At 29.4% G+C, this 25,124-nt stretch carries 19 protein-coding genes and 1 tRNA gene; 3 read left to right on the top strand and 17 right to left on the bottom strand.

What is annotated here, in order from left to right:
• Nucleotides 1-63: 63 nt before the first annotated feature.
• A complete protein-coding gene (locus tag BN2087_RS04130; RefSeq protein ID WP_049690596.1) occupies nt 64-1,755 on the bottom strand; it encodes a Na/Pi cotransporter family protein in 1,692 nt (563 codons plus the stop codon).
• Between the two features lie 297 nt (nt 1,756-2,052).
• Here BN2087_RS04130 and BN2087_RS04125 point away from each other — a divergent pair, with 297 nt between their 5' ends.
• Nucleotides 2,053-2,631: a TetR/AcrR family transcriptional regulator gene (locus BN2087_RS04125; protein WP_049690595.1), complete on the top strand. Its 579-nt coding sequence runs from the start codon at nt 2,053-2,055 to the stop codon at nt 2,629-2,631.
• A gap of 33 nt (nt 2,632-2,664) precedes the next feature.
• Entirely contained in the window at nt 2,665-3,993 is a 1,329-nt protein-coding gene (locus BN2087_RS04120; protein WP_049690594.1) for a radical SAM/SPASM domain-containing protein, read from the top strand.
• 397 nt (nt 3,994-4,390) lie between these two features.
• On the opposite strand, the gene BN2087_RS04115 is transcribed toward BN2087_RS04120, so the two are convergent.
• From BN2087_RS04115 to BN2087_RS04045, 15 genes are all read right to left on the bottom strand, one after another.
• Nucleotides 4,391-4,672, bottom strand: coding sequence for a DUF6506 family protein (locus tag BN2087_RS04115; RefSeq protein WP_049690593.1), 282 nt, complete (start codon nt 4,670-4,672; stop codon nt 4,391-4,393).
• Nucleotides 4,673-4,795: 123 nt separating this feature from the next.
• The gene (locus BN2087_RS04110; protein WP_049690592.1) at nt 4,796-5,437 is read right to left on the bottom strand and encodes a Spy0128 family protein; all 642 of its coding nucleotides are present in this window, start codon (nt 5,435-5,437) and stop codon (nt 4,796-4,798) included.
• A complete protein-coding gene (gene srtB, locus BN2087_RS04105; RefSeq protein WP_049690591.1) occupies nt 5,427-6,443 on the bottom strand; it encodes a class B sortase in 1,017 nt (338 codons plus the stop codon). Before srtB ends, BN2087_RS04110 begins: the two co-directional genes overlap by 11 nt.
• 17 nt (nt 6,444-6,460) lie before the next feature.
• Nucleotides 6,461-7,606, bottom strand: coding sequence for a DUF7601 domain-containing protein (locus tag BN2087_RS04100; protein WP_049690590.1), 1,146 nt, complete (start codon nt 7,604-7,606; stop codon nt 6,461-6,463).
• Nucleotides 7,607-7,636: 30 nt separating this feature from the next.
• Nucleotides 7,637-8,167, bottom strand: coding sequence for a signal peptidase I (gene lepB, locus BN2087_RS04095; protein ID WP_049690589.1), 531 nt, complete (start codon nt 8,165-8,167; stop codon nt 7,637-7,639).
• A complete protein-coding gene (locus BN2087_RS04090) occupies nt 8,160-10,304 on the bottom strand; it encodes a hypothetical protein (RefSeq protein WP_049690588.1) in 2,145 nt (714 codons plus the stop codon). The genes lepB and BN2087_RS04090 overlap by 8 nt, the downstream gene beginning before the upstream one ends.
• A 606-nt stretch (nt 10,305-10,910) precedes the next feature.
• Nucleotides 10,911-12,344 carry a glycoside hydrolase family 32 protein gene (locus BN2087_RS04085; RefSeq protein ID WP_049690587.1) on the bottom strand — a complete coding sequence of 478 codons (1,434 nt, stop codon included), beginning with the start codon at nt 12,342-12,344 and terminating at the stop codon, nt 10,911-10,913.
• Nucleotides 12,345-12,455: 111 nt separating this feature from the next.
• Complete coding sequence (locus tag BN2087_RS04080) at nt 12,456-12,977, bottom strand: YjbQ family protein (RefSeq protein ID WP_049690586.1); 522 nt, start codon at nt 12,975-12,977, stop codon at nt 12,456-12,458.
• A gap of 3 nt (nt 12,978-12,980) precedes the next feature.
• A complete protein-coding gene (locus tag BN2087_RS04075; RefSeq protein WP_049690585.1) occupies nt 12,981-13,670 on the bottom strand; it encodes a triose-phosphate isomerase in 690 nt (229 codons plus the stop codon).
• Nucleotides 13,671-13,681: 11 nt separating this feature from the next.
• Nucleotides 13,682-14,515: a class II fructose-bisphosphate aldolase gene (locus BN2087_RS04070; RefSeq protein ID WP_049690584.1), complete on the bottom strand. Its 834-nt coding sequence runs from the start codon at nt 14,513-14,515 to the stop codon at nt 13,682-13,684.
• 1 nt (nt 14,516) lies between these two features.
• Complete coding sequence (locus BN2087_RS04065) at nt 14,517-14,801, bottom strand: PTS sugar transporter subunit IIB (protein ID WP_049690583.1); 285 nt, start codon at nt 14,799-14,801, stop codon at nt 14,517-14,519.
• A 3-nt stretch (nt 14,802-14,804) separates the two neighbouring features.
• A complete protein-coding gene (locus BN2087_RS04060) occupies nt 14,805-16,142 on the bottom strand; it encodes a PTS galactitol transporter subunit IIC (protein WP_049690582.1) in 1,338 nt (445 codons plus the stop codon).
• Between the two features lie 12 nt (nt 16,143-16,154).
• Complete coding sequence (locus tag BN2087_RS04055) at nt 16,155-16,622, bottom strand: PTS sugar transporter subunit IIA (protein ID WP_049690581.1); 468 nt, start codon at nt 16,620-16,622, stop codon at nt 16,155-16,157.
• The gene (locus BN2087_RS04050) at nt 16,609-18,558 is read right to left on the bottom strand and encodes a BglG family transcription antiterminator (protein ID WP_049690580.1); all 1,950 of its coding nucleotides are present in this window, start codon (nt 18,556-18,558) and stop codon (nt 16,609-16,611) included. The genes BN2087_RS04055 and BN2087_RS04050 overlap by 14 nt, the downstream gene beginning before the upstream one ends.
• Nucleotides 18,559-18,986: 428 nt before the next feature.
• Nucleotides 18,987-19,076: transfer RNA gene (locus BN2087_RS04045), tRNA-Leu, on the bottom strand.
• 294 nt (nt 19,077-19,370) lie between these two features.
• Here BN2087_RS04045 and BN2087_RS04040 point away from each other — a divergent pair.
• On the top strand, nt 19,371-20,078 hold the full coding sequence (locus BN2087_RS04040) for a glycerophosphodiester phosphodiesterase family protein (protein ID WP_049690579.1): 708 nt from the start codon (nt 19,371-19,373) through the stop codon (nt 20,076-20,078).
• A gap of 376 nt (nt 20,079-20,454) precedes the next feature.
• Here the strand turns inward: BN2087_RS04040 and BN2087_RS04035 are convergent, their stop codons facing one another.
• Entirely contained in the window at nt 20,455-24,714 is a 4,260-nt protein-coding gene (locus BN2087_RS04035; protein WP_049690578.1) for a 2-hydroxyacyl-CoA dehydratase, read from the bottom strand.
• Between the last annotated feature and the right edge of the window lie 410 nt (nt 24,715-25,124).

The raw sequence follows: 25,124 nt of genomic DNA, 5'->3' as shown, positions 1-25,124 counted from the left end.
TATTTACCCAAAAAATAAACAAAAAAAATCTCACGGAAAATTCCATGAGATTAATTATAAATTTTAATTTGCACCTTCAATGGTTACAACTTGATTTTCGTATTCACTGTGAACTTTTACAGGATCAACTGTAAGACGAGCAATATTAAAGGCATGGTCTCCGATTCTTTCTATTGTTGATGCTATATCAACGAAAACTGAACTTGCAACTGTGGATAATTTTTCTCCATGTGTAAGTCTTTTGTAGTGAGACCTTCTAAGTTCTTGCTCCAATAAGTCTAGATTTGCTTCATCTTCTTTTAAGGTATGATAAAGTGCTATATCCTCAGCTTCAAAAACTTCGATTGCGTTTACATAATTGTTTATTACCAAATCGTAAATTTTATTTAAATCTGCCAAGGCTTCAGTATTGTATAATTCTCCTGCCTCATTAATCTCATCAAAATATTCTCCAAGATTTTGGGCAAGGTCTGAAACTCTTTCAACATTTATTTGTACTTGTAAATAATTGTGAATATCTTCTTCAAGCTCACTTACTAGATTCGATTTTGAAATATCCAGTAAATATTTTTGAATTTTTGTATCCATTTCATTTACCAAGGCTTCAGCTTGGTTTGCTGTAGAAAGATCATTATTGTCTCTTGTATTTAAAAATTTTTGTGTTGATTTTATAGTTTCAAGAGCAATCTTACTTTCTTTTATAATTGCAGTTTTTGCTTGATCAAGAGCTGCTGCTGGGAAAGTATTTATCAAACTTTCTTCAAGTTCAATTTCTGAAACGTCAGAGAAAATTGAATCTTTTCCAGGAACAATTTTGTGGAGAACATTTGAAACATATTTTATAATTGGAACAAATAAAATCATACCCACAAAGTTAAAAGTAAAGTGGCCCACTGCTATAGTCATCATAGGATTTAATGAAAATTTATCAGAAACAAAGGAAATAAATCCTTCATAAGGTGCCAATAAAATTAAGAAAATCCCTGAAACAATTACATTAAATAAAACATGGAACAAGCTTGTTCTTTTTGCAGATAAAGATCCACCCAAAGATGCAAGAATTCCTGTAATACAGGTTCCGATATTTGCTCCAAATAAAAATCCTAAAGAAAGATCAAGACCAATTGCTCCAGATGCATACAAGGATTGGACAATTCCTATAAAAGCTGATGAAGATTGGATAAGAGCTGTCAACAAAGCTCCGACCAAAACAGCAATTATTGGATTTTTACCAAGATTTGTAACAACATCATCAAAACCTGGGATATTTTTAAGTTCAGCAAGGCTATCACCCATCATTTTTAGACCAATAAATAAAAGTCCAAAACCAATTAGGATTTCACCAATATATTTTCCCTTTCTTTTTTTGGCAAATAAAAAAACAACAACTCCAATAAGGCAAATAAAATAAGATAAATAATCTAAATTAAAACCAATCAAAACTGCAGTAACAGTTGTACCAATATTGGCACCCAAAATAACACCGATAGCTTGTTCAAGAGTCATTACTCCAGCCCTAACAAAAGAAATTGCTATAACAGTTGTAGCTGATGATGATTGAATAAGTCCAGTAATAACAATTCCAACTAAAACTCCCTTTATAGGATTGGATGTATATTTTTCAACATAACCCCTAAGCTTTGGTCCAGCAAAATTTGTCAGAGCTTCCCCCATCAAATTAATGCCGAATAAAAATATCGCAAGACCCCCAGCAATAAGGTTCCATTGCAAAGACGATAAAGTCGATAATTGCATAATTCCTCCAAATAATTTATTTAAGATAAAAAGATTTTACCAAAATCTTACTTAAATATAATATTATCATAAAAAATACAAAACAACAATTGAAAAACAAATATTTAAGTCAAAAAAAAAATAAAATAAATAAAATGAAATGAATAAAAAATTTTAAGAAAATTTTAGAAAATTTCAAATAAAATTTGAAATATTTTTTAATTTTTCAAATTTTAAAAATCAAAATTTCAATAAATAATTAACAGCTAATAACCATTAGCCTATAATAGAATTAAGAAATATTTCTTGGGAGGCAACATGAATACAAAAGAGAATATTTTATCAAAATCTTTGGATTTATTTTCTAAATACGGTTATTCAGATGTGTCTATGGAAAATATTGCAAAAGAAGTCGGTATAAAAGCCCCTTCAATTTACAAACATTTTAAATCAAAAAAAATTATTTTTGACACAATTATAAAAGATGCCGTAATTAGGGTTGACAATGAATTAGATGATGTAGATAGCTACAAAATTATAAGAAATGGTCACGCATCATTAAATATAGAAAAATTATCTATAGATATTTTCAAATACCTACTCCATGATTCCTTTGTTTCAAAAGTTAGGAAAATATTATCTATAGAAATGTACAAAAATCCACAAGCCATGCAATGTTATGTGGAAAAATTTATAGAAAATCCCATGACCAAACAGCAAGAAATTATAAACTACTATGGTCTAAGCAAATTTTCTGACCTAAAAGTCCTATCTACCATCTTCTATTCACCAATTTTATTGGCTGTGAAATTGTATGATGCAGATCCAAAAAAAGAAGATGAGCTTATAGAATTATTAAAAAAATCCTATAAGCAATTAGAAAAGATTATAAGCTAAAAAAATTTTAATATTAAGTTAAAGGAGGAAATTATGAATTTAAACCAAAAAGTTAAAACATATGGAGTAGAAAAAACTTTAAAATATGTCCACAAGGACCCAGAAAAGAATCTAAAAAAAGCAATAGATTTGGCAAAGAAAATCTCACCAAATGATTATAGAACACAAATAGAAACAATAGATAAAGTAATAAAAGATCCAGAAGATGTTTACCATAAATACATATTAAATATGCTAAACACAATAGATCCCGAAGTGTTCGACAAAACAATTATAAATTTTCTATTAAATTCAGTCTTGTTCAGTGAAGATTTGAAAAAAGAAAGTAGAGAAAAATATAAGTGTAATATTCCTTGGACAATTCTTCTAGATCCTACAACAGCCTGCAATTTAAAATGTAAGGGTTGCTGGGCAGCAGAATACGGTAATAGTTTGAATTTATCCTTTGAACAAATCGATGATATTATCCGTCAAGGAAAAGAAATAGGAATCTATTTTTACATTTTTACAGGCGGCGAGCCACTTGTAAGAAAAAAAGATAAATTAAAAATTTGCGAAAAACACAATGACTGCGAATTTTTGATTTTTACAAATTCAACCCTAATCGACCAAGATTTTATTGAAGAAATGCTTAGACTTAAAAACATAGTTCCAGCAATCTCAGTAGAAGGAGAAGAATTTACAACAGATGCAAGAAGAGGCGATGGAGTTTATAATAAAGTAATAGAAAAAATGAATTTATTAAAAGAAAACAAACTTCCATTTGGAATATCATGTTGCTACACTTCCCAAAACTATGAATCAATAATTAGCGAAGAATTTGTAGACGAAATGATAGAAAGAGGAGCCCTATTTGCTTGGCACTTCCACTTTATGCCAGTAGGAAAAGGCACAGGCAAAGAACTCTTACCAAAACCTGACCAAAGAAAACACGTCTACCACCAATTAAGGAAATTTAGAAAAACAAAACCACTATTTTTCCTAGATTTTCAAAATGATGCAGAATATATCGGAGGATGTATTGCTGGAGGAAGAAATTACCTTCACATAAATACAAATGGCGATTTAGAACCATGCGTATTTATCCATTATTCAGATTCAAATATAAAAGAAAAAACCCTAGTAGAAAGTCTACAATCACCATTATTTATGGCCTATCATGATGGACAACCATTTAACGACAATATGTTAAGACCATGTCCAATGCTAGAAAATCCAAATTTATTAAGAGATATGGTGAAAAAATCAATGGCAAAATCAACAGATATCCTAGAAAAAGAAAACGTAGACGATTTGTGCGATAAATGCGAAGACTACGCAGAAGACTGGAAGCCAGTCGCAGAAGAGTTGTGGAATAATTAGAAATAAAAAATAAATCGAATTAGCAAAACTTATTGAAAAATAAGAATTTAAAAAAGTGCCAGAAATGGCACTCAGTCTGTTGACAAACTAAAAATTTTTCCATTTCGAGCGAACGTAGTGAGTCGAGAAATCTCATGAGATCTCTCAATGCGTTCGTTTCACTCACACTAAAACATGCTTGTCTTACAAACTTTTCGTGTTATCACATTAGTTTTAGGGATGATTGTGCCAAATCAAGGCACAATCATCTAGTCTAGATGGTAGTATCTTAATATTTATTTTAAAATATAATATTAGCTAAAATTATACTTTGTCTACGCTCTGAAAGTGCCTGCAGGCACTTTTTTTTATTATATTTCCAATTTTACCAAAAGATTGAATTTGAAAAAAATCCAATTTAAGAAAATAATTCATCAAACAAATCATATTGACAATCAAGATGGGTAACAAAACCAACAGGGATTTTGCCATTTGTTGCATCAATAATTTCCCTTGCCCCTTCTTTACCAAAAGCCCCACAAAGCTCAATCACATCAGCATATCCAATTAAAGATTTAGAAATTTCTTTCGCCTCTTCAAGATTTTTAACACCAATAATTTCAGTATTATCATTTTTCCCAATAGCCTTCCTATCAACCTTTGAATCAAAAGGCCCCATTATCATATAAACAAATTTCATTTTTTCTCCTTAGTTCTTTTTAAATAAGTTTAAAATATTATACCAGTTTATCAATAAAAAATGGACTTTTAGAAAAGTATGAAAATCACACTTTGCAAAAGCCCATCAAAATTCTTATTAATTTTATACTTTTTCTTTATCTCTGCTATTATTAATTAAAATAAATAGTCGTCTTGCAACTAGAATAATCAAGATTAACAAAATAAAATTTTCTTTTATACCAGTTGCTACAACAGCACTGATTTTTTTCTTATTTTTTGCTTTTTCTTGACTTGTTATTTTGTAAATATTGTGAAAATTCATTTCTTCAACCTTCTTATTTGAAGAGTTTATAATCATGATTTCATCTTTTACAAGTTGCCCATCTTTTTTTATGATTTTTATAAATAAAGTATATACCTCTTTATCTTGAGTCACATTTTTTATATCTGTTTTATTTTGATATAATTTGTACTTGTATTCACCTGGTTTTTGATATTCTATATTTATTTGTTTTTCCTCATCTGCTTTTAGACTAAAATTATAAGTCTTATTTTTCGCTTCTGGCAAAGGAGCATCCTTTGAAATCGGCTCTAATATATATTCAAAATTATCTTGAGGTTTTGAATATGGTGAATTTATACTTACATTTTGCCCAACCTTAAAAGTATAGTCTATGTTTTTGGCATAAACTTTTGTATGAAAGAGAAAAAACACAGAGAGAAAAGCTAAAATTAAGGAAAAGCAAAAAAGTGCTTTTAACTTAATACTTATTTTATTGTACATTCGTCTTAGACTCCTCTCCTTTTTTTCGACTAATCCTATCATAAATTAGATAAATCAAAACTAATAAAATCCAAATTATTATCAAAGTCAGTAAAATATTGATTTTATAGAATTTTTTAAGAAGTTTGGCAAATTTATTTTCCTTTTTTTCTTCTTTAAAAATATTTTCTTCTACCTTGTCTGTAAGCCTTCCTATAAGAATATATCTCCCGTTTGTAACAGAAAGATCACAAGTATCAAGGACGATTAAATTTTCATTTTCTCCAAAATCTAATTTTCTAGAATAATCAGCGTTTTTATAAATATGGTCGATTAAATCAGGTTTTTCCTGAGAATTTTTTGCAATAGAAAGAATTTTATCATCCGTTCCTACAGTTTTTAAAAAAGCAAAAAATTCTATCCCCTTGCTTTTTTTATTCACTCTATGAATTACTCCATACTTGTGAGTATTAAAAAACTCTCGATCTTTAAAAAGTTCCATATCCCCAAACATTTTTCTTTCAGCCATATAGTGGCCATATAAAATATTTTGAAAATCTGAAAAATCTTTTTTATTTGAAGCGTCCAAAAAAATCGAACCTGAAGTAGAAAATTTCCCAAGAACAGTTTTGTTTAAATATTCTTCATTGTCCTTTCCTTGAACTATTGGATAATCTATATTTGTCCCATAAATGTCAATCCACCCCAAAACATCAGGATTTTTTGCCCTTATTTGGTCAAAAGTTAAATCATCCTCGCTATTTGGCTTATACATTGAGTAAGCTTCTGAATCAGCAACTTCCATAACTTGGTGGGTGTCCCAAAAAGCATAGATTCCAATAAAAAGTGCAAGCAAGGAAATTATTAAAACAATATAATCCAAAAATCTGGAAATATTTCTGATTACTAATAATTTTTTTCTTTGATCTTTTGATAAAATATTTGATTTATCTTTGGAAATGGAAGATTTCTCTTCCACTTCCTCATTTTTTATTTTAGAATTAGTACTTTCCTTATTTTCTTTCATCAATTAAAACAGCAAAATTAAGCTAAAGCTTCATCTTCTTTTCTGTTTTTAACAAAGAAGAATATTCCTAAACCTGCTACTGCTATTAAGGCAATAAATGGTAGGTTGTCAATCAACAAACCAGTTGGAGTTTGTGTCTTATTTTCATATTCTACAAAGTTTCCACCCTCTTGGTCTCCTATAGTTCCTTCTTTATCAGTTACTGCTGTTCCATTAAATGTAGCTGATTTTACAGAGCCTGTGTATGCACCAGCAACTGTTTCATCAAAGGCTACCTTTGATCCTAGTAAAACTTCTGTAAATACTATTCTTTGGTTGTGTTTTAAAATTACATCAAAAGCAGTTCCATAAGTTCCACTTTGTTTTTCAACAACTGTACCTTTTTCATCTACTACAACATATTTAAATGCTGTTGCATCAGAGTGTGATCCTACTGGTTTTGTAACTTTAAGGTTAAAGGTAAATTCTGCATTTGCATCTGGAGTATCGTCTGTGATGGTTTTTCTTAGGGCAAAACCTTTTTTATCATCTGCTTGAATTTCTGGTCCGTTTTTTGGATTTGCATTACCATCTTTTTTGTCGTAATTATTTTCGAAGGCAAATTTGTTTTTATCTCCTGGTTGGTATTCAGTTTTTTCTCCAGTAACTTCTCCACCCTTATCATCTTTTGTTTGTTTGATTTGGATATCTGTTACTTCATAATTATCTCCAACTTTTTTAACAAATAATGATACCAAATATTCAGCTTGTGAATATGTCATATCGGTTGTAGATCCAGCAGTTTCTTTTACTGTGTAAGTATATTGACCAGCAGATGTAAATTTTACATTTGCTAAGGCGTCAGCTGATTGTTTGATAAGTTGCTTACCATCTTTTGTAGTATTATTATCCTCTGTTTCAGTATTTGTGTATGATACTGTTACAGGATTAATAGCTTGAAGATCAGCTGTTTTTTCTGTATCACCATCTTTACTGTGAGCAGTAAATGTAAAGGTGAAAGTTTCTTCTGGTGTTGTTACACCTTCAGCTGGTAAGTTTAAAACTTTTTTAATATTTAATGGTTTTCCTGTCGCTTCTGCTTTTTGTGGATTTGCTATTACAGCTCCCCCAACAAGGCAAAGAGCCAATGTGCTTGCTACGATTTTACTTTTTAATGATTTCATTTTTTCTTTTTCCTTTCGTTAAATTTTTTATTATATTCCCCTTTTTCTTAGAAGAGTAAATATTTTTCCTTTTATAAATTTTTTTTCAACCGGACCAAATAATCTTGAATCGACTGACTTGTCCCTGTTATCAGCCAATAAAAATATTTCATTTTCCTTTAATTTTACCGGATACTTTATCCCATCAGTAAATGGCAAAGTTTCCTTGTAAATTTTTGGTTCATATTGGTGGGAATTATTTACAACAAGTCCCTTCTCGTCAATATTTACCACATCGCCCGGCATAGCCACAATCCTTCCAATTTTGTTTTCTTTATTGTAAGAATAAACAACAGTTTCTCCCACAACAAAATCTTTATCAAGCCTATAAAAAAGAATCATATCTCCTGGACTAATATTTGGAACCATAGAAGTATCGTTGACCCTATATATTCCAAAAATAAAAGTAAATACAAAAGCTATGACCAAACAAATGCTTACAATTTTTATAGCAAGTTTGAGCAAGGCTCTTGTCACAGGATCTTTTTGATTTTTTTTATAATTTTTTTCTTTCTTATTCATAATTTTTTAGAAATTTTTTCCTAAAATTAAATGCACTTACAACAATACCAACAAATCCTACAAACAAAAGAATTTTTGATGAATTTTTATTATCGTTGGTAAGACCAGTTGGAACATTTTCCTTGATTTTAATTTTAACATTTACAGTAGACTTTGAATTGTCTAAATAAGTTATAGTAACTGGAACTTCTTGATCCTTGAGTTTAGAAAAGTCAAGTTTTTTATAATCTGCATCACTTATGGAAAATCCATTAACTTTTTTAGAATTTAAAAGATTTTTGCCGTCAACTTCTCTATGAAGAGCATTATCTCCACTTTTATTTTGTTTTGGTACATCAGAATTATATGAAAATTCTCCATCTTCTACAGCTTTATAAATTTCTTCTTTTGTTAAAGCTATATCTTTGAAGGTTTCTTTTTCTTTTGGAGTAACTGTTCCCTTGGTGTTTTGGTTTTTGATTGTATATCTTATCCCCCACCAAGAAGTATTGCCAAAAATATCTTTTGCAAGAAATGTTGTTTCTCTTACAAGTTCTTTTTTTTGTGTTTTTAGAATATCATTCCCAAAGGAATTATCAACTTTCATCTGGAAAGGAACTTTTAATTCCTTAACTCCTGGATTTTCTACTAAACCATTTGTCATGGTCACCCTTACCCTTTCTGGAGTTTTTTCAAAGTCAATATAGCTTTTAATTTGATCTCTCTTGTAAATTCCATATTCATCGACAAGTCCAATTAACTCTAATCTACTTCCATCTGTAAATGTAAATCTATTAGTAGTTACATCTCCAGAAAAAGTTAAATAATCAAAATATTTGATTTTATCAATTATAGCTACATGGATTGTATCTTGGCTATACTTTTGAGTTTCACTATTAAACCAAGGGTTCCAACCCTTAAGACCATATCCATATTCTAATTTGACTTTTGGAGCTTTGATTGAATCTTTTAAATCAAGATCTTTTAAAACCCAATAAACAGATTCTCCACTTTCAATTGATCCATGATCATTAACTTTAAATTCAACTTTTACATAATCAGGATCGTCAACTTCTTCTCCGCTTATCGGATCTATATATTTTGGACGATCTCCTCCTTTTATAAGTTTTTGTTTTTTTATTAAAGTTACTTCCATAGGTCTGGATAATTTTTCTTGTTTAGTGCGAATAATTTTATAAGCAAATTCATCATTATCTTTAAACATAAATCCATTTGTACTGGAATCTTTTAAAGTAACTTGCTGAGTTTTGCTACCATTAAAATTATCAAGATTTTCCGAGTCTATAATCAGTCCTTCAAAAGGGTCAATTTTATTAATGTTCGTATCACTTGGTATATTATTTGTCCTGATTTCAGAACCTATCTTATATATAAATTCTCCGAAATTTGGATTATCTACAATTTCACCTTTAGAGTTTATGGTATTAAAAATCAATTCAGTATTTTGACTTTGATAAAGATCTAAAGTAAGTACAGTAGTTGGAACTCCATCTACCCACTCTATTCCTCCAATACCAAAAGAAGAATTTATTCTATCTGAGTCGTCAGGATCAGGATAGGCTTCAAAATACTTATCACCATCTTCATCCCCTTCTAAATAGTCTGAAAAAAATAGTTGAGATTGAATTCCAAAGTCAATATCTTGTACTAGATCATTTTTCTCAACACTTCTAGTTTCATTTATTTCACCATTAAATTCTTTAATAACTTCCTTCCCATCGACCAAATCTTTATAATGAACATCAATGCATTCACCTTCTAATATTACTTCTAAACCATCAGGATAAACATCTTCTAAATCAAATTTTCCTCCATTTAATCCATGTAAGCTCAATCTCACAACAACATTAGTTTCATTAAATCCAGGTTTACTACTATCATCAGAAAGTACCTGCGTCTTTCTTAAAGGTGGGTTTAGAATATTTGAAGAGTCAATTTCTGAATTGTTATTTTTTTGATTTTCTTCATTTATTTGAGAATTTTGCTCAATAGTATTTTCTTCATTTGACTGAGAACTTTGTTCAATGATTTCTTTATCTTTTGATTCAACAATTTCATCCGCAAAAGCCGGGACAATATTTCCAAGAATTATAAACAAGGCTAATAATAAGGATATAATTTTTTTCAGTCCTCTCATGCCATACGTTTTCCTCCTCTAAATATTTTTCGTAAAAATCCTATATAAAATACTAATATTTAAATTCCTAAGGCAAAATAAATTTTTATAATTTACAAAAAGAAATTAAGTATTTAATATACCCTCCTACGAACGCATTTTTAATTTTATATGAAAATAAAAAATCAAAAACTTTTAGAAACGTTTTAATTATAAATAAAACATATTAAATGTGACTTATTATATAATAATAATACATTAAAAATTTTTTTATTCAATAGCTAGTAAAAATATTTATAAAAATTCTTGACAATTTGAAATTTATTTAAAGCTAGGTCTTGTTTTATATTTAAAATAATCCGAATATTTAGACTGTTGACAAACTAAATTTACACTCATTTCGAGCGAACGTAGTGAGTCGAGAAATCTCATGAGATCTCTCCGTGCGTTCGTTTCACTCACTTAGTCGAGATGGGTTGTAGCTTAATATTATTTTTAATTAATAATTAATTGATAAGCTGACTTTGTCTACACTCTGTATTTATTTTTTTCTTAAATTAGAATAAAAAAACTACGATCCAATAGAATTTTTCTATCAAATCATAGTTTTTATTTAACTTGGCAAGTTTATTTTATATATTCATATCCTCTTAATGGATAATATTGAATTTTTCCTTTATTTTTTGTAATAAATCTTGGTTTTGAAATTTTTTCGGTATAGGCACGACTTGTCATTACTTCTTCTCCGTCGTTAATAAATATTTCGATTGATGAGGTATCGTTAAATATTCTTATATTTTTAATTTTTTCAATTTCAATATGTCTTTTATCTCTTCCAAAACCACTTTCATTCATTGTTAGGGTCAAAAGATTTTCTTTGTATTCTAAAAATAAATTTTTTCTAATTTCTAATTTAAAATCTTTTTTTTTTTCAAAGTCTACTTTCATTTCATAGATTTCGTCTTTAATTTTTAAATCTTCAAATCCATCAATTTTGCAGAAATATTCTTTAAGACGTAGGTTTTTTATTTCATCGATTGGATTTTGGATAAGTTTATTATTTTTAATTTTTAATTCTTTTGGCATGGATAGGGCGTTGTTCCAACCATATTTTACTGTTGGTTCGTTTGTATATTCTGCATCTGGAATTCCCATCCAACAAATTTGAATCCTTCTTCCTTTTTCATACAAAAAACTTTGAGGAGCATATACATCAAAGCCGTGGTCTAATTCTTTAAATTCACTTAAGGAATATTTTTTTGTCTCAAAATCATAATCTAAGAAAAAATATCCACATTGGTAGACATTTTCGTACTTGTATCCGTCTTTTTTTACTCCTTGAGGGCAAACAACTAGGACTAATTTCCCATCAAGTTCAAAAAGGTCTGGACATTCCCACATATAGCCAAATTTTTCTTTTGTTGTAACCATATCAAAAAATTCGAAATTTTCTAAATCTTTGGATTTGAATAAAAGCAAACCTCCCACATCATCTTTCATCCTTCCTCCGATTGCCATATAATAATTTCCATCTTTTTTAAATATTTTTGGATCTCTCACATGGCAGGACATATATGGAGGATAGTCTTCATTTTTTAAAACAATATTTTTTTTGTCATAATTAAAACCGTCTGGGCTTGTAACTTTTATTGTATTTTGTTCCCTTCCAAGTAAAATTCCATCGTAGCCTTCCATATCTTTGTAGGTAACATTTCCTGTATAAAAGAAATGAATTTTGCCATCTTCTATGAAAGCTGACCCACTATAAACCCCGTCCTTATCTTCGTTAATGTCTGGGTATAAAAATGGCTCTTCTTCTTTAAATGTTAGCAAATCAGAGCTTGTATAATGGCCCCAAGTTTTTAAACCCCAGCCTGGATTAAAGGGGGTATACTGAAAATAAATATGGTACAATCCATCTTTTTGATAAAGACCGTTTGGGTCATTTAAAAATCCTGTTGGTGGCATCAAATGAAATTTCAACCTATTTGGATCAGAATTTACTTTTTTTCTAAATTCTTGATTTTCTTTTTCTAGCTTAATATATGTCTGTCTATTCATAAATTTTATCCTTTTCTATTTTTAAAAATTCTCATCAGAGCTTAGACAAGATCAGTTTAATAATATATTAACTAGTATTTTAATTTTATTTATTGTTATTATGAAAACTTTTTATTCTCCAATTACAGTAACAGTAAATTTTCTTTGTCTTTGTCTTGTCCTATCAAAATCTACAAAATATACGTAGCCTGTTACTCCAACTTTTAATTTATTATCTTTTACAGCAAATGTTTCGCTTGATCCTATAATTGAAGATTTAATATGGGCGTCTGCATTCCATAATTTTGTACGATCTCCTCCTGGTAGCCATTTATCTAAATCTGGCCAAGATTCAACTTCTTGGTAATGTTTTTCTCCTGGATATCTGTAGATATCTTTGCTGTCGTGATTTGGAACTATTTTTTGAAGACATTGGTCCATATCAAGAAGCAAAAATTCTGTACCATTTTCATCTACATCGTGGGTAAATTCTTCAAAAAATATTGAACATGTTGTATGACTTGTAGTTACTGTACAAATTCCTTTTTGGATACCACTTAAATCTATTGCCTCTTTTACATTTTTTGTGATATCTATAAAGCTTACTTGTCCTTCTTTACTTTCTACTTGATAATCTTTCATATATACTGGCATAAATCACACTCTACTTCCCTTATCAACAGCTTCAATCATATCTCTTATCATTTGTTCAGGATCTTTTGCTTTTACAATTCCACTTGTGCATCCTGTTCCGTCTGCACCTTGGCTTATTGTATTAAAAACATCTTCTGCTGTACTTATTCCTGCCGCTTGCATTATAAGAGCATGAGGATTTATTTCTCTAATGGAATTATTTGTTGATTCTACATAATCCCTATCGCTTGTCTTTCCTGTTCCTATCAATTTTGTTGGCTCGCACAAAATAATATCTACATCCAAAGTTGCTATTGCCTTGGCTTCTTCTTTTGAATCAGCACAAACAATTGTAATTATTCCTAATTCTTTTGCTCTTTTTACAGAAGCTGCGATTTGCGCTAAAGTTAATGGATGTTCAGCGTGGTTTAAAAATGTAGCACCCACTCCAGCTTCTTTTAATGATTCTGGCAAAACTGCTCCCATTCCTCGACCTGGATTTATTCCATCCATGTGTTGTGCTGTTACTATTATATTTTCTGTTTCCTTTTTCAAACGATATAAATCAGCGTAAGGTCCTGTCACAAAAACATCAATATTGGGATATTTTTTTGACATTTGGTCAGCAACTTTAGCATATTTTATTAGTTTTTCACCGTACAAATATGATTTTGGATTGAACACAAAGAAATGTTTTTTTGAATTTATCTTCATTTTTATCACTCCTATCTTTCAATTAGTCCAAAAACTTTATAATACTTAATTAATTCTTCTTTTATATTTTCTTTAATCTTAATAATCAAAGATGGATAATCTACTACATCTTCATTTTTAATAGCAGCAAAGCCTGCATTAATCATATCTGTAAATAAATTTATTTTTGTTATTCCACCTTGGACACATTTGCTTAAATTATCATAACCTGTAGAAGAACCCCCGTGTAAAACTAGGGGAATTTCTACTTTTTCTCTTATTTCATACAATCTCTCAAAATTAATTTTAGGTTCTCCCTTATAAACTCCATGGGCTGTTCCTATAGAAATCGCAAGTGAATCTACATTTGTTTTTTTTACAAATTCTACAGCATCATTGACTTCTGTGTAAATAGAATTTACAACTTCATGATTTTCTAAGTTTTCGTTTGCACCTACAAAACCAATTTCTGCTTCAACATCAACTCCACGTTCATGAGCATAAGCAACAACTTCTTTTGTTGTTTTTATATTATTTTCAAAACTTTGAGTTGACGCATCAATCATTACGGAATTAAAACCTAATTCAATTGCTTTTTTTACAAAAGATATGTCTTGGCCATGATCTAGGTGTAAAACTACTGGTGTAGATGCTTTTTCTTGGATTTTTTTCCCAATCCAAGCAGCATCTTCTAATGAAAGCCATTTTTCATGAGCTTGGGCAAATGATAATATCATAGGAACTTTAAATTGCTCGCAAACTTCTAAATAAGCTTTAGCAGTTAGTCCATCAATAAAATTTAATGAGGGAACTGCATAAGAATTTTTTTGAGCTTTTTTTAAAATTTCTCGAGATGATGCTTTCATTTTATTTTTCCAATTCTTTCTTTAATTGATCCCACATTTGATCAATTCCCATATTTGTTAGCAAAGGAAGTCCAAATATAACTTTGTCTTTAATATTATCTGGAACTGTTGTTGTAGTTATTACTGCATCATAATCGTCAATATGATTAACCTCTTCTGCTATTTTTGATTGGTAAATTTTTACTTCATCTTCTAAGTTATTATCTTTTAACCATTGTTTAACTTTTCCTGCAGCAACTGTAGAAGTTGCAATTCCTGATCCACACATTATTAATAATTTTTTCATTTTTTACTCCTTAATTTCTTTTTTTGCTTTAATTTTGTTTACGTAATATAATCCGCCTAAACTTACAATAAATATTATACTTAGCATTATCCATGGCATGTATTTTCCTGACATTATAAATAACCATGTTGGCCATAAACCACCTTCTGCCATTGCAGTTATGCTTTTGTTTCCACCCAAATCAAATTTTGCTGCCTTTGCTGCCATTGTTACAAGTGGTGATGCCCAAGATGTTATATATAGTATTGAAGTCATATATATTGATCCACCTACTACTGTACGTACAATATTTCCATTAAATACTGCAGACATTAAGCAAACTACAAATGGTATTGTAGCCAAATCTCCAAAAGGTAGTGTAGTATTTCCTGGTAAAACTACAGCCAAAAGAATTGTTATTGGCACTAATAATAATGAACTTGATAAAACTGCTGGGTGACCAACTGAAAGGGCTGAATCCATTCCTATATTTACTTCTCTTCCTGGAAATCTTTTTTGTACAAAAGTGTTTGCTGCTTCAGAAATTGGAGCGAGACCTTCCATCAAAAGTGAAACCATTCTTGGCATTAATACCATAACTGCTGAAGTTTTCACTCCTAATTGTAAAATTTTTCCCAAGTCATATCCTGCCAAAATTCCCATTCCTAAACCAATTATTAATCCTAAAACTGTACTTTCTCCAAATACACCAAATTTCTTTTGGACTGATTCTGGATCTGCTTCAATTTTGTTAAATCCTGGTATTCTATCAAAAATCCAATTTAATGGTAGGGCAAATAAAAATCCTGGAGCTGATGTTCCGTGAGGGAATGTTATATTTGGAAAACCATAAAATTTTTCAATTCTTGGTGCTATAATATCTGCTAAAAGATATATCATTGTTAAATATGCTATTGTTGCATAAATTCCTAGGGCAAAATCTTGAGTAATTGCATATACTAGAGATGCTACGAAAGCTGCATGCCAAAAGTTCCACATATCTACCATCAATGTTTTTGTTAGTCCTAAAAATAATAAAATTATATTAAGACCAATTCCTATAGGAATTGCTAAACTTCCTAATACTGTTCCGTAAGAAATTGCTGCAGCTGCTGGCCAACCGACATCAATTGTTGTTAAATTTAATCCAAATCTTTCTACCATTTGTTGGGCAGCAGGTCCCAAACTATTTCCAAGTAAATCAATTACCATATTTAAACCAACAAAACCTACACCTACAATTATACCTGATGTAAATGATTTTTTGGCTTTTGTTCCAAGTATCATTCCAAATATAAAAATTAATATTGGTAGCACTACTATTGCTCCCAAATCAACAAATTTTTGAAAAAGTTCTAACATTTTTTTCTCCCCTTAATTTAATTCATGTTTTTCTAATATTTCTATTAATTTTTCTACATTTTCCTTTGAATCATCAAAAGATTCAATCTTGGTCATGTCTTCCCTATCTTGTAATAATTCCATTACTTTTTGTAAAATTTTAATGTGTTGGTTGGAATCTTTTAAAGCTAACATAAAAATAGTTTTTACATCAATTTCTTTATCAGATGTTGCCATCTCTACAAATTTTACTGGTTTTTCTAATGTCATTATTGCTATTTGTGATTTAATTACATGTTTGCTATCAGTGTGGGGCAAGGCAATGCCATAACCGTCAAACTGAAGGCCTGTTGGATAAGAATCTTCTCGTTCTAAAATAGCTTCTTTAAATGATTGTTTTACAATTTTTTCTTCTATAAGACAATCTGCTAAACTACTTAACACCTCCTTACTATTTTTTAAATTTTCTACTTTTAATTTAATGATTTTATTTTCTATCATAATCATCCCTCCAATTTATTAGTGTTGAAATCAATTCATCTTTTGTTTTTGACTTCCACAACTTTTCTATAAAATTTTTATTTTCTATTTTCCCATAAATCTTTATCAAAATATCCTTTGTACTATCAATATCTTCATCTGTTATTGCAATTAAAAGTACAATCTTAACTAAATTTTTCCCCCACTTTATTGGCTTATCCAAAGTTATAATACCAAGTTGAGATTTATTTACATATTTAGGATCACAGTGGGGAATTGAAATTCCTGTATAAACACTAGTGCTTCCCATGTCCTCTCTTTTTATTATTGAATCTAAAAATAAATTATTTTTCCTGTTCAATTCATTTGAAATTTTTAAAATTTCTTTGAAAACTTCATCTTTATTTTTGGCTTTAGATTTTAGCAATATATTTTCATCTAATAGCTCTCGAATCAAATTATTATTAGTTTCAATTTTTTCGCTAGATTTTAAAAACCTATTTTTGTCTAAATTTTCATTAAAAAATCTACTAATTTCTTTCATTTCTTGTTCAGTTATAACTGGACTAACCTCAAAAACTGGAACTTTTATTTTTTCTAATTTTACTGAAGATACGATAAAATCAACATTACTTAAGTCTATTTTATCTAAATCATCTAAGTCTATTTTTTTTATCTTATCAGTATCTAAAATTAATCTTTTTAATTTACTAACAATAAGCTCAGAAGTAGCAATTCCATGTGGGCATATTACTAAAATATTTAAAGATGTATGAACTTTTTCTACAGCTATTTGAAAATGAATGGCCAAAAACGCAGCCTCATCAGCTGTCATTTTTATATTGAATTCCTCTGTAAGCTCCCTTACTGAAAGCCAAACAACATTATACAAAACGCTATATTGTTTTTTCACTTCTTCAGCTACCGGATTATTAACTGCAATAGATTTTTGTAATCTAAATATCATAGGACCAATATGGCTTATCAACATATTTTTCAAATGATAATCATTGGCCAAATCAATATCCAAAATATTTGATACTTTTTTAATAAGGTTTGTTACACTCTTATCTAATCTCAAATTATAACCAGCATTTTTTATTTTAAATCCAGAAGCAAGAAGCGTATAAGAGAAGGCTTCAATTTCTTGACTAGGGATTTCTTTTTTAGAATCTAAGATTTTACTTAAAATTTCTCTCGCATAAAAATATGCCTCAAAATGATCAATATCAAATTTAATGCTAGTCTTATAATCAGTTAAAATAAAACCTAGCTCAATCATATTTATTTGAACCAGTAAATCTATTAAAAGAGTATTAAAATATCTCTTACTAAGGTCATAGTCATATTTTTTACCTAGTTCATATATTACCTTTTTACAATTTGAAATATTTTCCTTAGTAAAAAATCTAGACAAGGTCTTAATATCCTCAAAATTAGAATCATCAATTAATGAAGATACATATTCTTTAATAAGTGTTCTTATCCTTGACTCTTCACCACTTACAAAATATCTGCCTTTCTCATTTACCAAATGTAATTTTTTTGAAGAAATCTCTTTTTCCAGTTTTTTAATATCTCTTCTAGCAGATCCCTCACTTATAAATGTGCTATCCTCATAAACATCGATATTTAATTTTTTTCTTTTTAAAAAAATCTCTTTGAACAAGAACTCTTCTCTATATTCAATCGACTGGTTATCCAGATTTTTTTTGCTATCAATATCCGATAAAATCAAATCTATTTTTTTAGATTTAAATTTCTCATCAATTCTAATTCCTTTTCGAGGAATTTTTTCAATTTCAATTCCATATTCCTTAAAATATTGGTTTATTTTGTCAATATCTTTATAAATAGTTTTAGTAGAAACGCCAAACATTTCTGACAAACTATTGGCAGAAATAAATTCATCCTGTGACCTAACGGCTTGTAAAATCATAATTTGTCTGCTATTCACAATTTCACCTCACAATCAATGAAAATGTTATCTTCCTTAACATTAGTATATATCAATATATTTTTTTATTTAAATCTATATATGTCTACATTAATGTGGAAGTTATAACTAGTTAATTATTATAAATTATTTTTTTGATCAAATCAAATGAGACTTTGAAATAAATATTTTTAAGAAATAATTTTTAGTCCAATAAAAAATACCCTCTTACTATTTTTATAAGTAGAAAGGGTTTTTGTAAATTATTAAAAAATTTATTAATAGAAATTTTATTTAAGTCTTTGTATTTTAAAAAAGTAACTACAAAAAAACTACAAAGACATATTTTTTAATCATTTGTATTTCTTTTTATCTAAATAATTTAATAAATATAAAAGGATATCGGCTTATTTCGCCAATATCCTTTTATATTTTTGTATAATTTTTCTTGGTGCAGGATAGAAGACTTGAACTTCCACGTCCTAAAATCGGACACAAGATCCTTAGTCTTGCGCGTCTGCCAATTCCGCCAATCCTGCAAACTACCTTTATATATTACCAATATATTATAGCTTTGTCAAATTTTTATAAAACTTTTGATAAGAACTCTTTGCTTATTTCTTCTTTTGGATTTTGGGATTTTTTTCTACATAATTTATTATTTTATTTAAAAATAGCTTTTAAAATCCAATTTCATTTTTTACTTTTTAAATAATCTTTGACTCATTATAAATCTTTCTTAAAATCACTAAGTCATATATGATTTCTCAATAAGTAATATCTATTTTTATTTTTAAAATACTCTTTTGGGTAATAAATAAAAAGGAGGTTTTATGAAAATAATAGCACACAGGGGCTTTTCTTCCCTTTATCCAGAAAACACCATGCTTGCCTTTAAAAAAGCATACGAGATGGGAGTTTATGCCATTGAACTTGATGTTCATTTATCAAAAAAACAAGAATTAATTATAATTCATGACGAAAAAATCGATAGAACCAGCGACGGTCAAGGATTTATAAAAGACCACAGCCTTGAAGAGTTGCAAAAATATTATTTTTCCTATAATAAGGATTTTGAAAATATAAAAATTTCAGATATAGACGAATATTTTTCCTATTTTAAGGACAAGGACGTTTTAACGAATATAGAAATCAAAACAAATGTAATAGAATATCCAAATATAGAAAAACTTTTGATGGGAAAAATTTATGGATACGGTTTGGTTGATAAGGTATTTATCTCTTCATTTAATTTAAATTCTTTAAAAAAAATAAGAGAAATAGATACAAAAATCCCCCTTGCACTTTTGACTAGCAAAAAAGTTAATAATATAAAAAGTCTTTGCAAGGACTTATCTTTACAATTTTATCACCCAAAAAACACAGCAGTTAGTCCCAAGGAGATAAAAGAGTTAAAAAATATGGGAGTTTTGACAAATATTTGGTTTTCAAATAAAAAAGAAGACTACGAAAAATTAGAAATTTTAAATCCTAATGGAATTATAACAAATCATGTTGAAAAATTTATAAAAAAAATCTAGCAAAAAGCTAGATTCAGAGTGTGAACAAAGTCAGTTTAGTAATTCATTGTTAATTTAAAAATAAAATTACGCTACAACCCATCTCGACTAGATTATTGTGCCTTGATTTGGCACAATAATCCCTAAAACTAAGTGCAGATTTATAACCGTTGATTTCGGTTATAAATCCTGAAAACTAGTGCGGTAGCACGGAAAAATTTGCAAAGCAAATGAGTTTTCATAAGCACGAAGAAGTTTGCGAAGCAAACGTGTTTTAGTGTGAGTGAAACGAACGCATGGAGAGATCTCATGAGATTTCTCGACTCACTACGTTCGCTCGAAATGGGTGTAAATTGAGTTTGTTGACAGTCTGAATCTAGCAAAATGCTAGATTTTTTTATGCTTTTACATTTTCTTTTAAATTTTCTCTTGCTTGGCTCATCATTAGTTTTACTCTATTTATTTGGTTTACCTCGCTTGCGCCTGGGTCGTAGTCGATTGCTACTATATTTGCTTGTGGATAAATTTCTCTGATTTTTTTCATTACTCCCTTGCCTGTAATGTGGTTTGGAAGACAGCCAAATGGTTGGATACAAACTATATTTGGTGCGTCTTGGTGGATTAATTCTACCATTTCTCCCGCAAGAAGCCATCCTTCTCCAGCTTGGTTTCCAAGGCTTGTAACTTCTTTTGCAAAATCTTTTACATCATTTATATAAACAGGCTCTGAAAATCTTTTTGAATTTTTTAGGGCTTTTCTGATTGGTTTTCTGTAAACTTCTATTGTATTTATTGCAGCTTTTCCAAAAAATGCCTTGATTGGACTTTTGCCATAAAATTCTTTTTTAAGCTTTGTGTTTGCCAAACAATACATTAAAAAATCCGTCAAATCTGGAACTATTACTTCAGCTCCTTCAACTTCTAGGGTATCTTGAAGGTGGTTATTTGCTTCTTGTAAATATTTTACAAGAATTTCCCCAACAATTCCTGCTTTTGGTTTTTTGATATCTAAAACTTCTACCTCATCAAATTCTTCTACTATTTGTTCGATTATATTTTTATAGGTTTTTGAGCTCATATCATAAATATTTTCACAGCAAATTCCTATCCACTTTTCTTTTAACTTATTTACTTCGCCCTCATTTTTTTCGTAAGGTCTTGTAGCATTTGCCACCCTATTTATTAAATCTCCCAACAAAATTGACCTTAATAAATTTATTACCATTGGGATTGTAGAAATTTTTCTTAGATCAAAGCCTGAATGTGATTCTATTCCTTGGGCTGAAAGTGCTATTACTGGAATTTGTGGATATCCTGCATCTTTTAAGGCTTTTCTAATATATCCCACATAATTTGAAGCACGACATGCTCCTCCCGTTTGGGTCATTAAAAGGGCTAATTTATTTGGATCATATCTTCCAGAATTTACAGCTTCCATAAATTGACCAACAACTGTAATTGATGGATAACATGAATCATTATTTACATATTTTAAGCCGTTATCGATTACTTTTTCATCAACCTTATCCAAAAATTCTATATTATAGCCAGATCCCTTTAATAAACTTTCCATAATTTGAAAATGCTCTCTTGCCATTTGAGGAGCAAGGATTGTATAGCCACTATTTTTCATTTCTTTGGTAAATTCGTGGTTTTCGTAGGTCAATTTATCTTTTCTTTTTTTCAAATGAATATTTTCATTTTCTTGTTGGTCAAGAGCTTGAATTAAAGACCTAATCCTAATTTTTACAGCACCAAGATTTGAAACTTCATCAATTTTTAATAGGGTATAAATTTTTCCGTTTGCTTCCAAAATATCTTGAACTTGGTCGGTTGTAACCGCATCAAGTCCACAGCCAAATGAATTTAATTGAACCAATTGAAGGCAAGGATCTTTTCCTACAAATTCCGCCGCCCTATAAAGTCTTGCGTGATAAGACCATTGGTCCAAAACTCTAGTTTCATTTTCCAAATCTTCTGTTGAATAGGCTATGGAATCTTCTGACAAAACTGGAATTCTCATTGACTCAATTAATTCTGGAATCCCGTGATTAATTTCTGGATCAATATGGTAGGGACGACCTGCAAGAACAATTGCTTTTTCCTTGTTCACATGAACATATTCTAAAATTTCCCTACCTTTTTTTCTTATATCTTCATGGTAGTCGGCTTGTTTTACCCAAGCGTTTTTAACTGCATTTATAATTTGATTTTTCTTTAAAACAAATCCATCATGCTCATATCCTTCAAAAATTTCAACCAGCCTATCTGCAATTATTTTTTCAGATTCAAATGAAAGATATGGGGCCATATATTTTACATTTTTTAATCCATCAACATTATTTTCTATTACATCAGGATATCCTGAAACAACTGGGCAATTCATATGGTTTTGTGCCTTATCAAATTGCTTGTATTCATAAAAAATTGCTGGATAAAATAAAATATCTATGTCTTTTTCTAGTAAATTTTCTATATGTCCATGGGCAATTTTGGCAGGATAGCAGGCAGTTTCTGATGAAATTGTGGCAATTCCTTTTTCATAAATTTTTCTGTTTGATTCATCCGATAAAACAACATCAAAACCTAAGGATGTGAAAAATTCATGCCAGAAAGGATAATCTTCGTACATATTTAAAACTCTAGGAAGTCCAACTTTTCCAAAAATATTTTTTTCTCCCAAAGTCTTCCTATCAAACAAAAGTTTATTTTTAATTTTGTACATATTAAGATCTGCCAAAGTTTCTTCTTGTTTTACTCCAGCTCCTCTTTCGCACCTATTTCCTGTGATAAATCTTGAGCCGTCTGAGAAAATATTTATTTGAAGTGAACAATTATTTGTACATCTTCCGCACCTTGCAGATTTTTGGGTGTAGGTGAAATTATCTATTTCACTTTCTGATAAAATTTTGGAATGGCCTGTTGATTTTTCTTTGGAAATCAAAGCCATGCCCATAGCTCCCATAAGGCCAGAAATTTCTGGTCTTGTTACATTCCTTGCTGATAATTTTTCAAAGGCTCTTAATATTGCATCTCCATAAAAAGTTCCACCTTGAACAACTATATTTTTTCCTAAAGATTTTGGATCACGAACTTTTATAACTTTTTGGATGGCATTTTTTATAACAGAATAGCAAAGTCCTGCCGCTATATCAGAAACATCTGATCCTTCTTTTTGGGCTTGCTTTACCTTTGAATTCATAAAAACTGTACATCTTGAACCCAAATCTGCTGGTTCTTTTGCAAAAAGTGCTTTTTGTTGAAATTCTTCTACAGAAAGACCTACACTTGCTGCAAATGTTGACAAAAATGATCCACAACCTGATGAACAAGATTCGTTTAATTGAATTGAATCAATAATTCCATCACGAATATGCATAGCTTTCATATCTTGACCACCAATATCCAAAATAAAATCTACATCTGGATCAAAAAATTTGGCTGCAGAATAATGGGCTATGGTTTCAACTTCGCCATTGTCGATATGAAGAGCATTTCTAATAAATTCTTCCCCATAACCACAAATTCCTGATGAAACTATTTGGGCATTTTTCGGAATTTTTTTGTAAGCATCCTTTAGCATAGAAATTACAACCTCAAGAGGTCTTCCCAAATTCATCCTATAATCTTGGTGTAAAATTTCATTGTCTTTGCTGATTAGGACAATTTTTGAGGTGGTTGATCCTGCATCAATTCCAAGAAAAATTTCTCCTTCATAATCTTCAATATTTTTATATTTTACAAGATTAGTCTTGTGTCTTTTCTTAAATTCTTGGTAGTCTTTTTCATCTTCAAAAAGTCTTTCCATTTTTTTGGTCATTTCCATATCAACTTTTTTATCTTCTTTCAAAGATTTTATTAGTGATTTATAAGAAATTTTTTCTTCATTTTGAGATAAAATTGCAGCACCCTTTGCCACATAAAGCTCGGCATCTTCTGGAATATAAAAATTATTTTCTTCCTCTCCTAAAGTTTCAATAAACCTAACTCTTAAAGCCTTTAAAAAATGAAGAGGTCCTCCCAAGAAAGTTACATTTCCCTTTATTGGCCTTCCACAAGCAAGATTTGAAATTGTTTGATTTACAACTGATTGAAAAACAGAAATTGCTATATCTTCCCTGCTTGCTCCTTGATTCATAAGAGCTTGGATATCAGTTTTTGCAAAAACACCACAACGACTTGCAATCGGATAAATTTTTTTATAATTTTTACTTAAATCATTTAAACCTTGCGCGTCAGTATCAAGAAGAGCAGCCATTTGATCAATAAAAGCGCCAGTTCCACCAGCACAAATTGAATTCATTCTTTGCTCAACAGAACCTTTGAGATAAGTAATTTTTGAATCCTCACCGCCAAGTTCAATTACTACATCAGTTTGAGGAATAAATTGTTTTATAGCTTTTGTTTCAGCAATAACTTCTTGAACAAAATTAATTCCCAAATATTTTTCAACAAACATTCCGCCAGATCCTGTAACATTTACAGTAAGAAAATCATCTTTAAACCTGTCATAGGCTTCCATCAAAACATTTGTAACTGTTTGTTTTACATCTGATTTATGTCGTCTGTAGACTGAATAAAGAGTATTAAATTTATCATCAGTAATAACAATCTTTACAGTCGTAGAACCGACATCAAGTCCCATATGTAAATTCATACATTTTCCTTTCCTATATATAAAAACTTATTTCTATTTAAAATAAATGAATTTTTTAAAATTAAATGAATTTTTAATCCTACACTATTTATTTTATTATAATTACAAGCAAATACAAGCAAATTACTTGGTTTTATTAATTAAATTATATAAAATATTTTTTGTAAACTTATTGAAAATTTATATAATTTTTTCGACAATATTTATACAAAAAATTCCAAGCTTGCATCATTATATAATAGGACAAAAAATAAAATTTATCAAGGATTATTTAGAAATTATTTATTATAAAAAAATATAAAAATAATCACAAAAATAGCCTTCATAAGAAGGCTCAGAGTGTAGACAAAGTATGAATGTAGATAATATTTTATTTTAAAATAAAAATTACGCTACGTACCATCTCGACT

Origin of the sequence: Anaerococcus jeddahensis, assembly GCF_001182725.1 — a bacterium.
Classification (GTDB): domain Bacteria; phylum Bacillota; class Clostridia; order Tissierellales; family Peptoniphilaceae; genus Anaerococcus; species Anaerococcus jeddahensis.
Note: the sequence above shows the minus strand (reverse complement) of the source record. Positions and strands in the feature narration are given on the sequence as shown.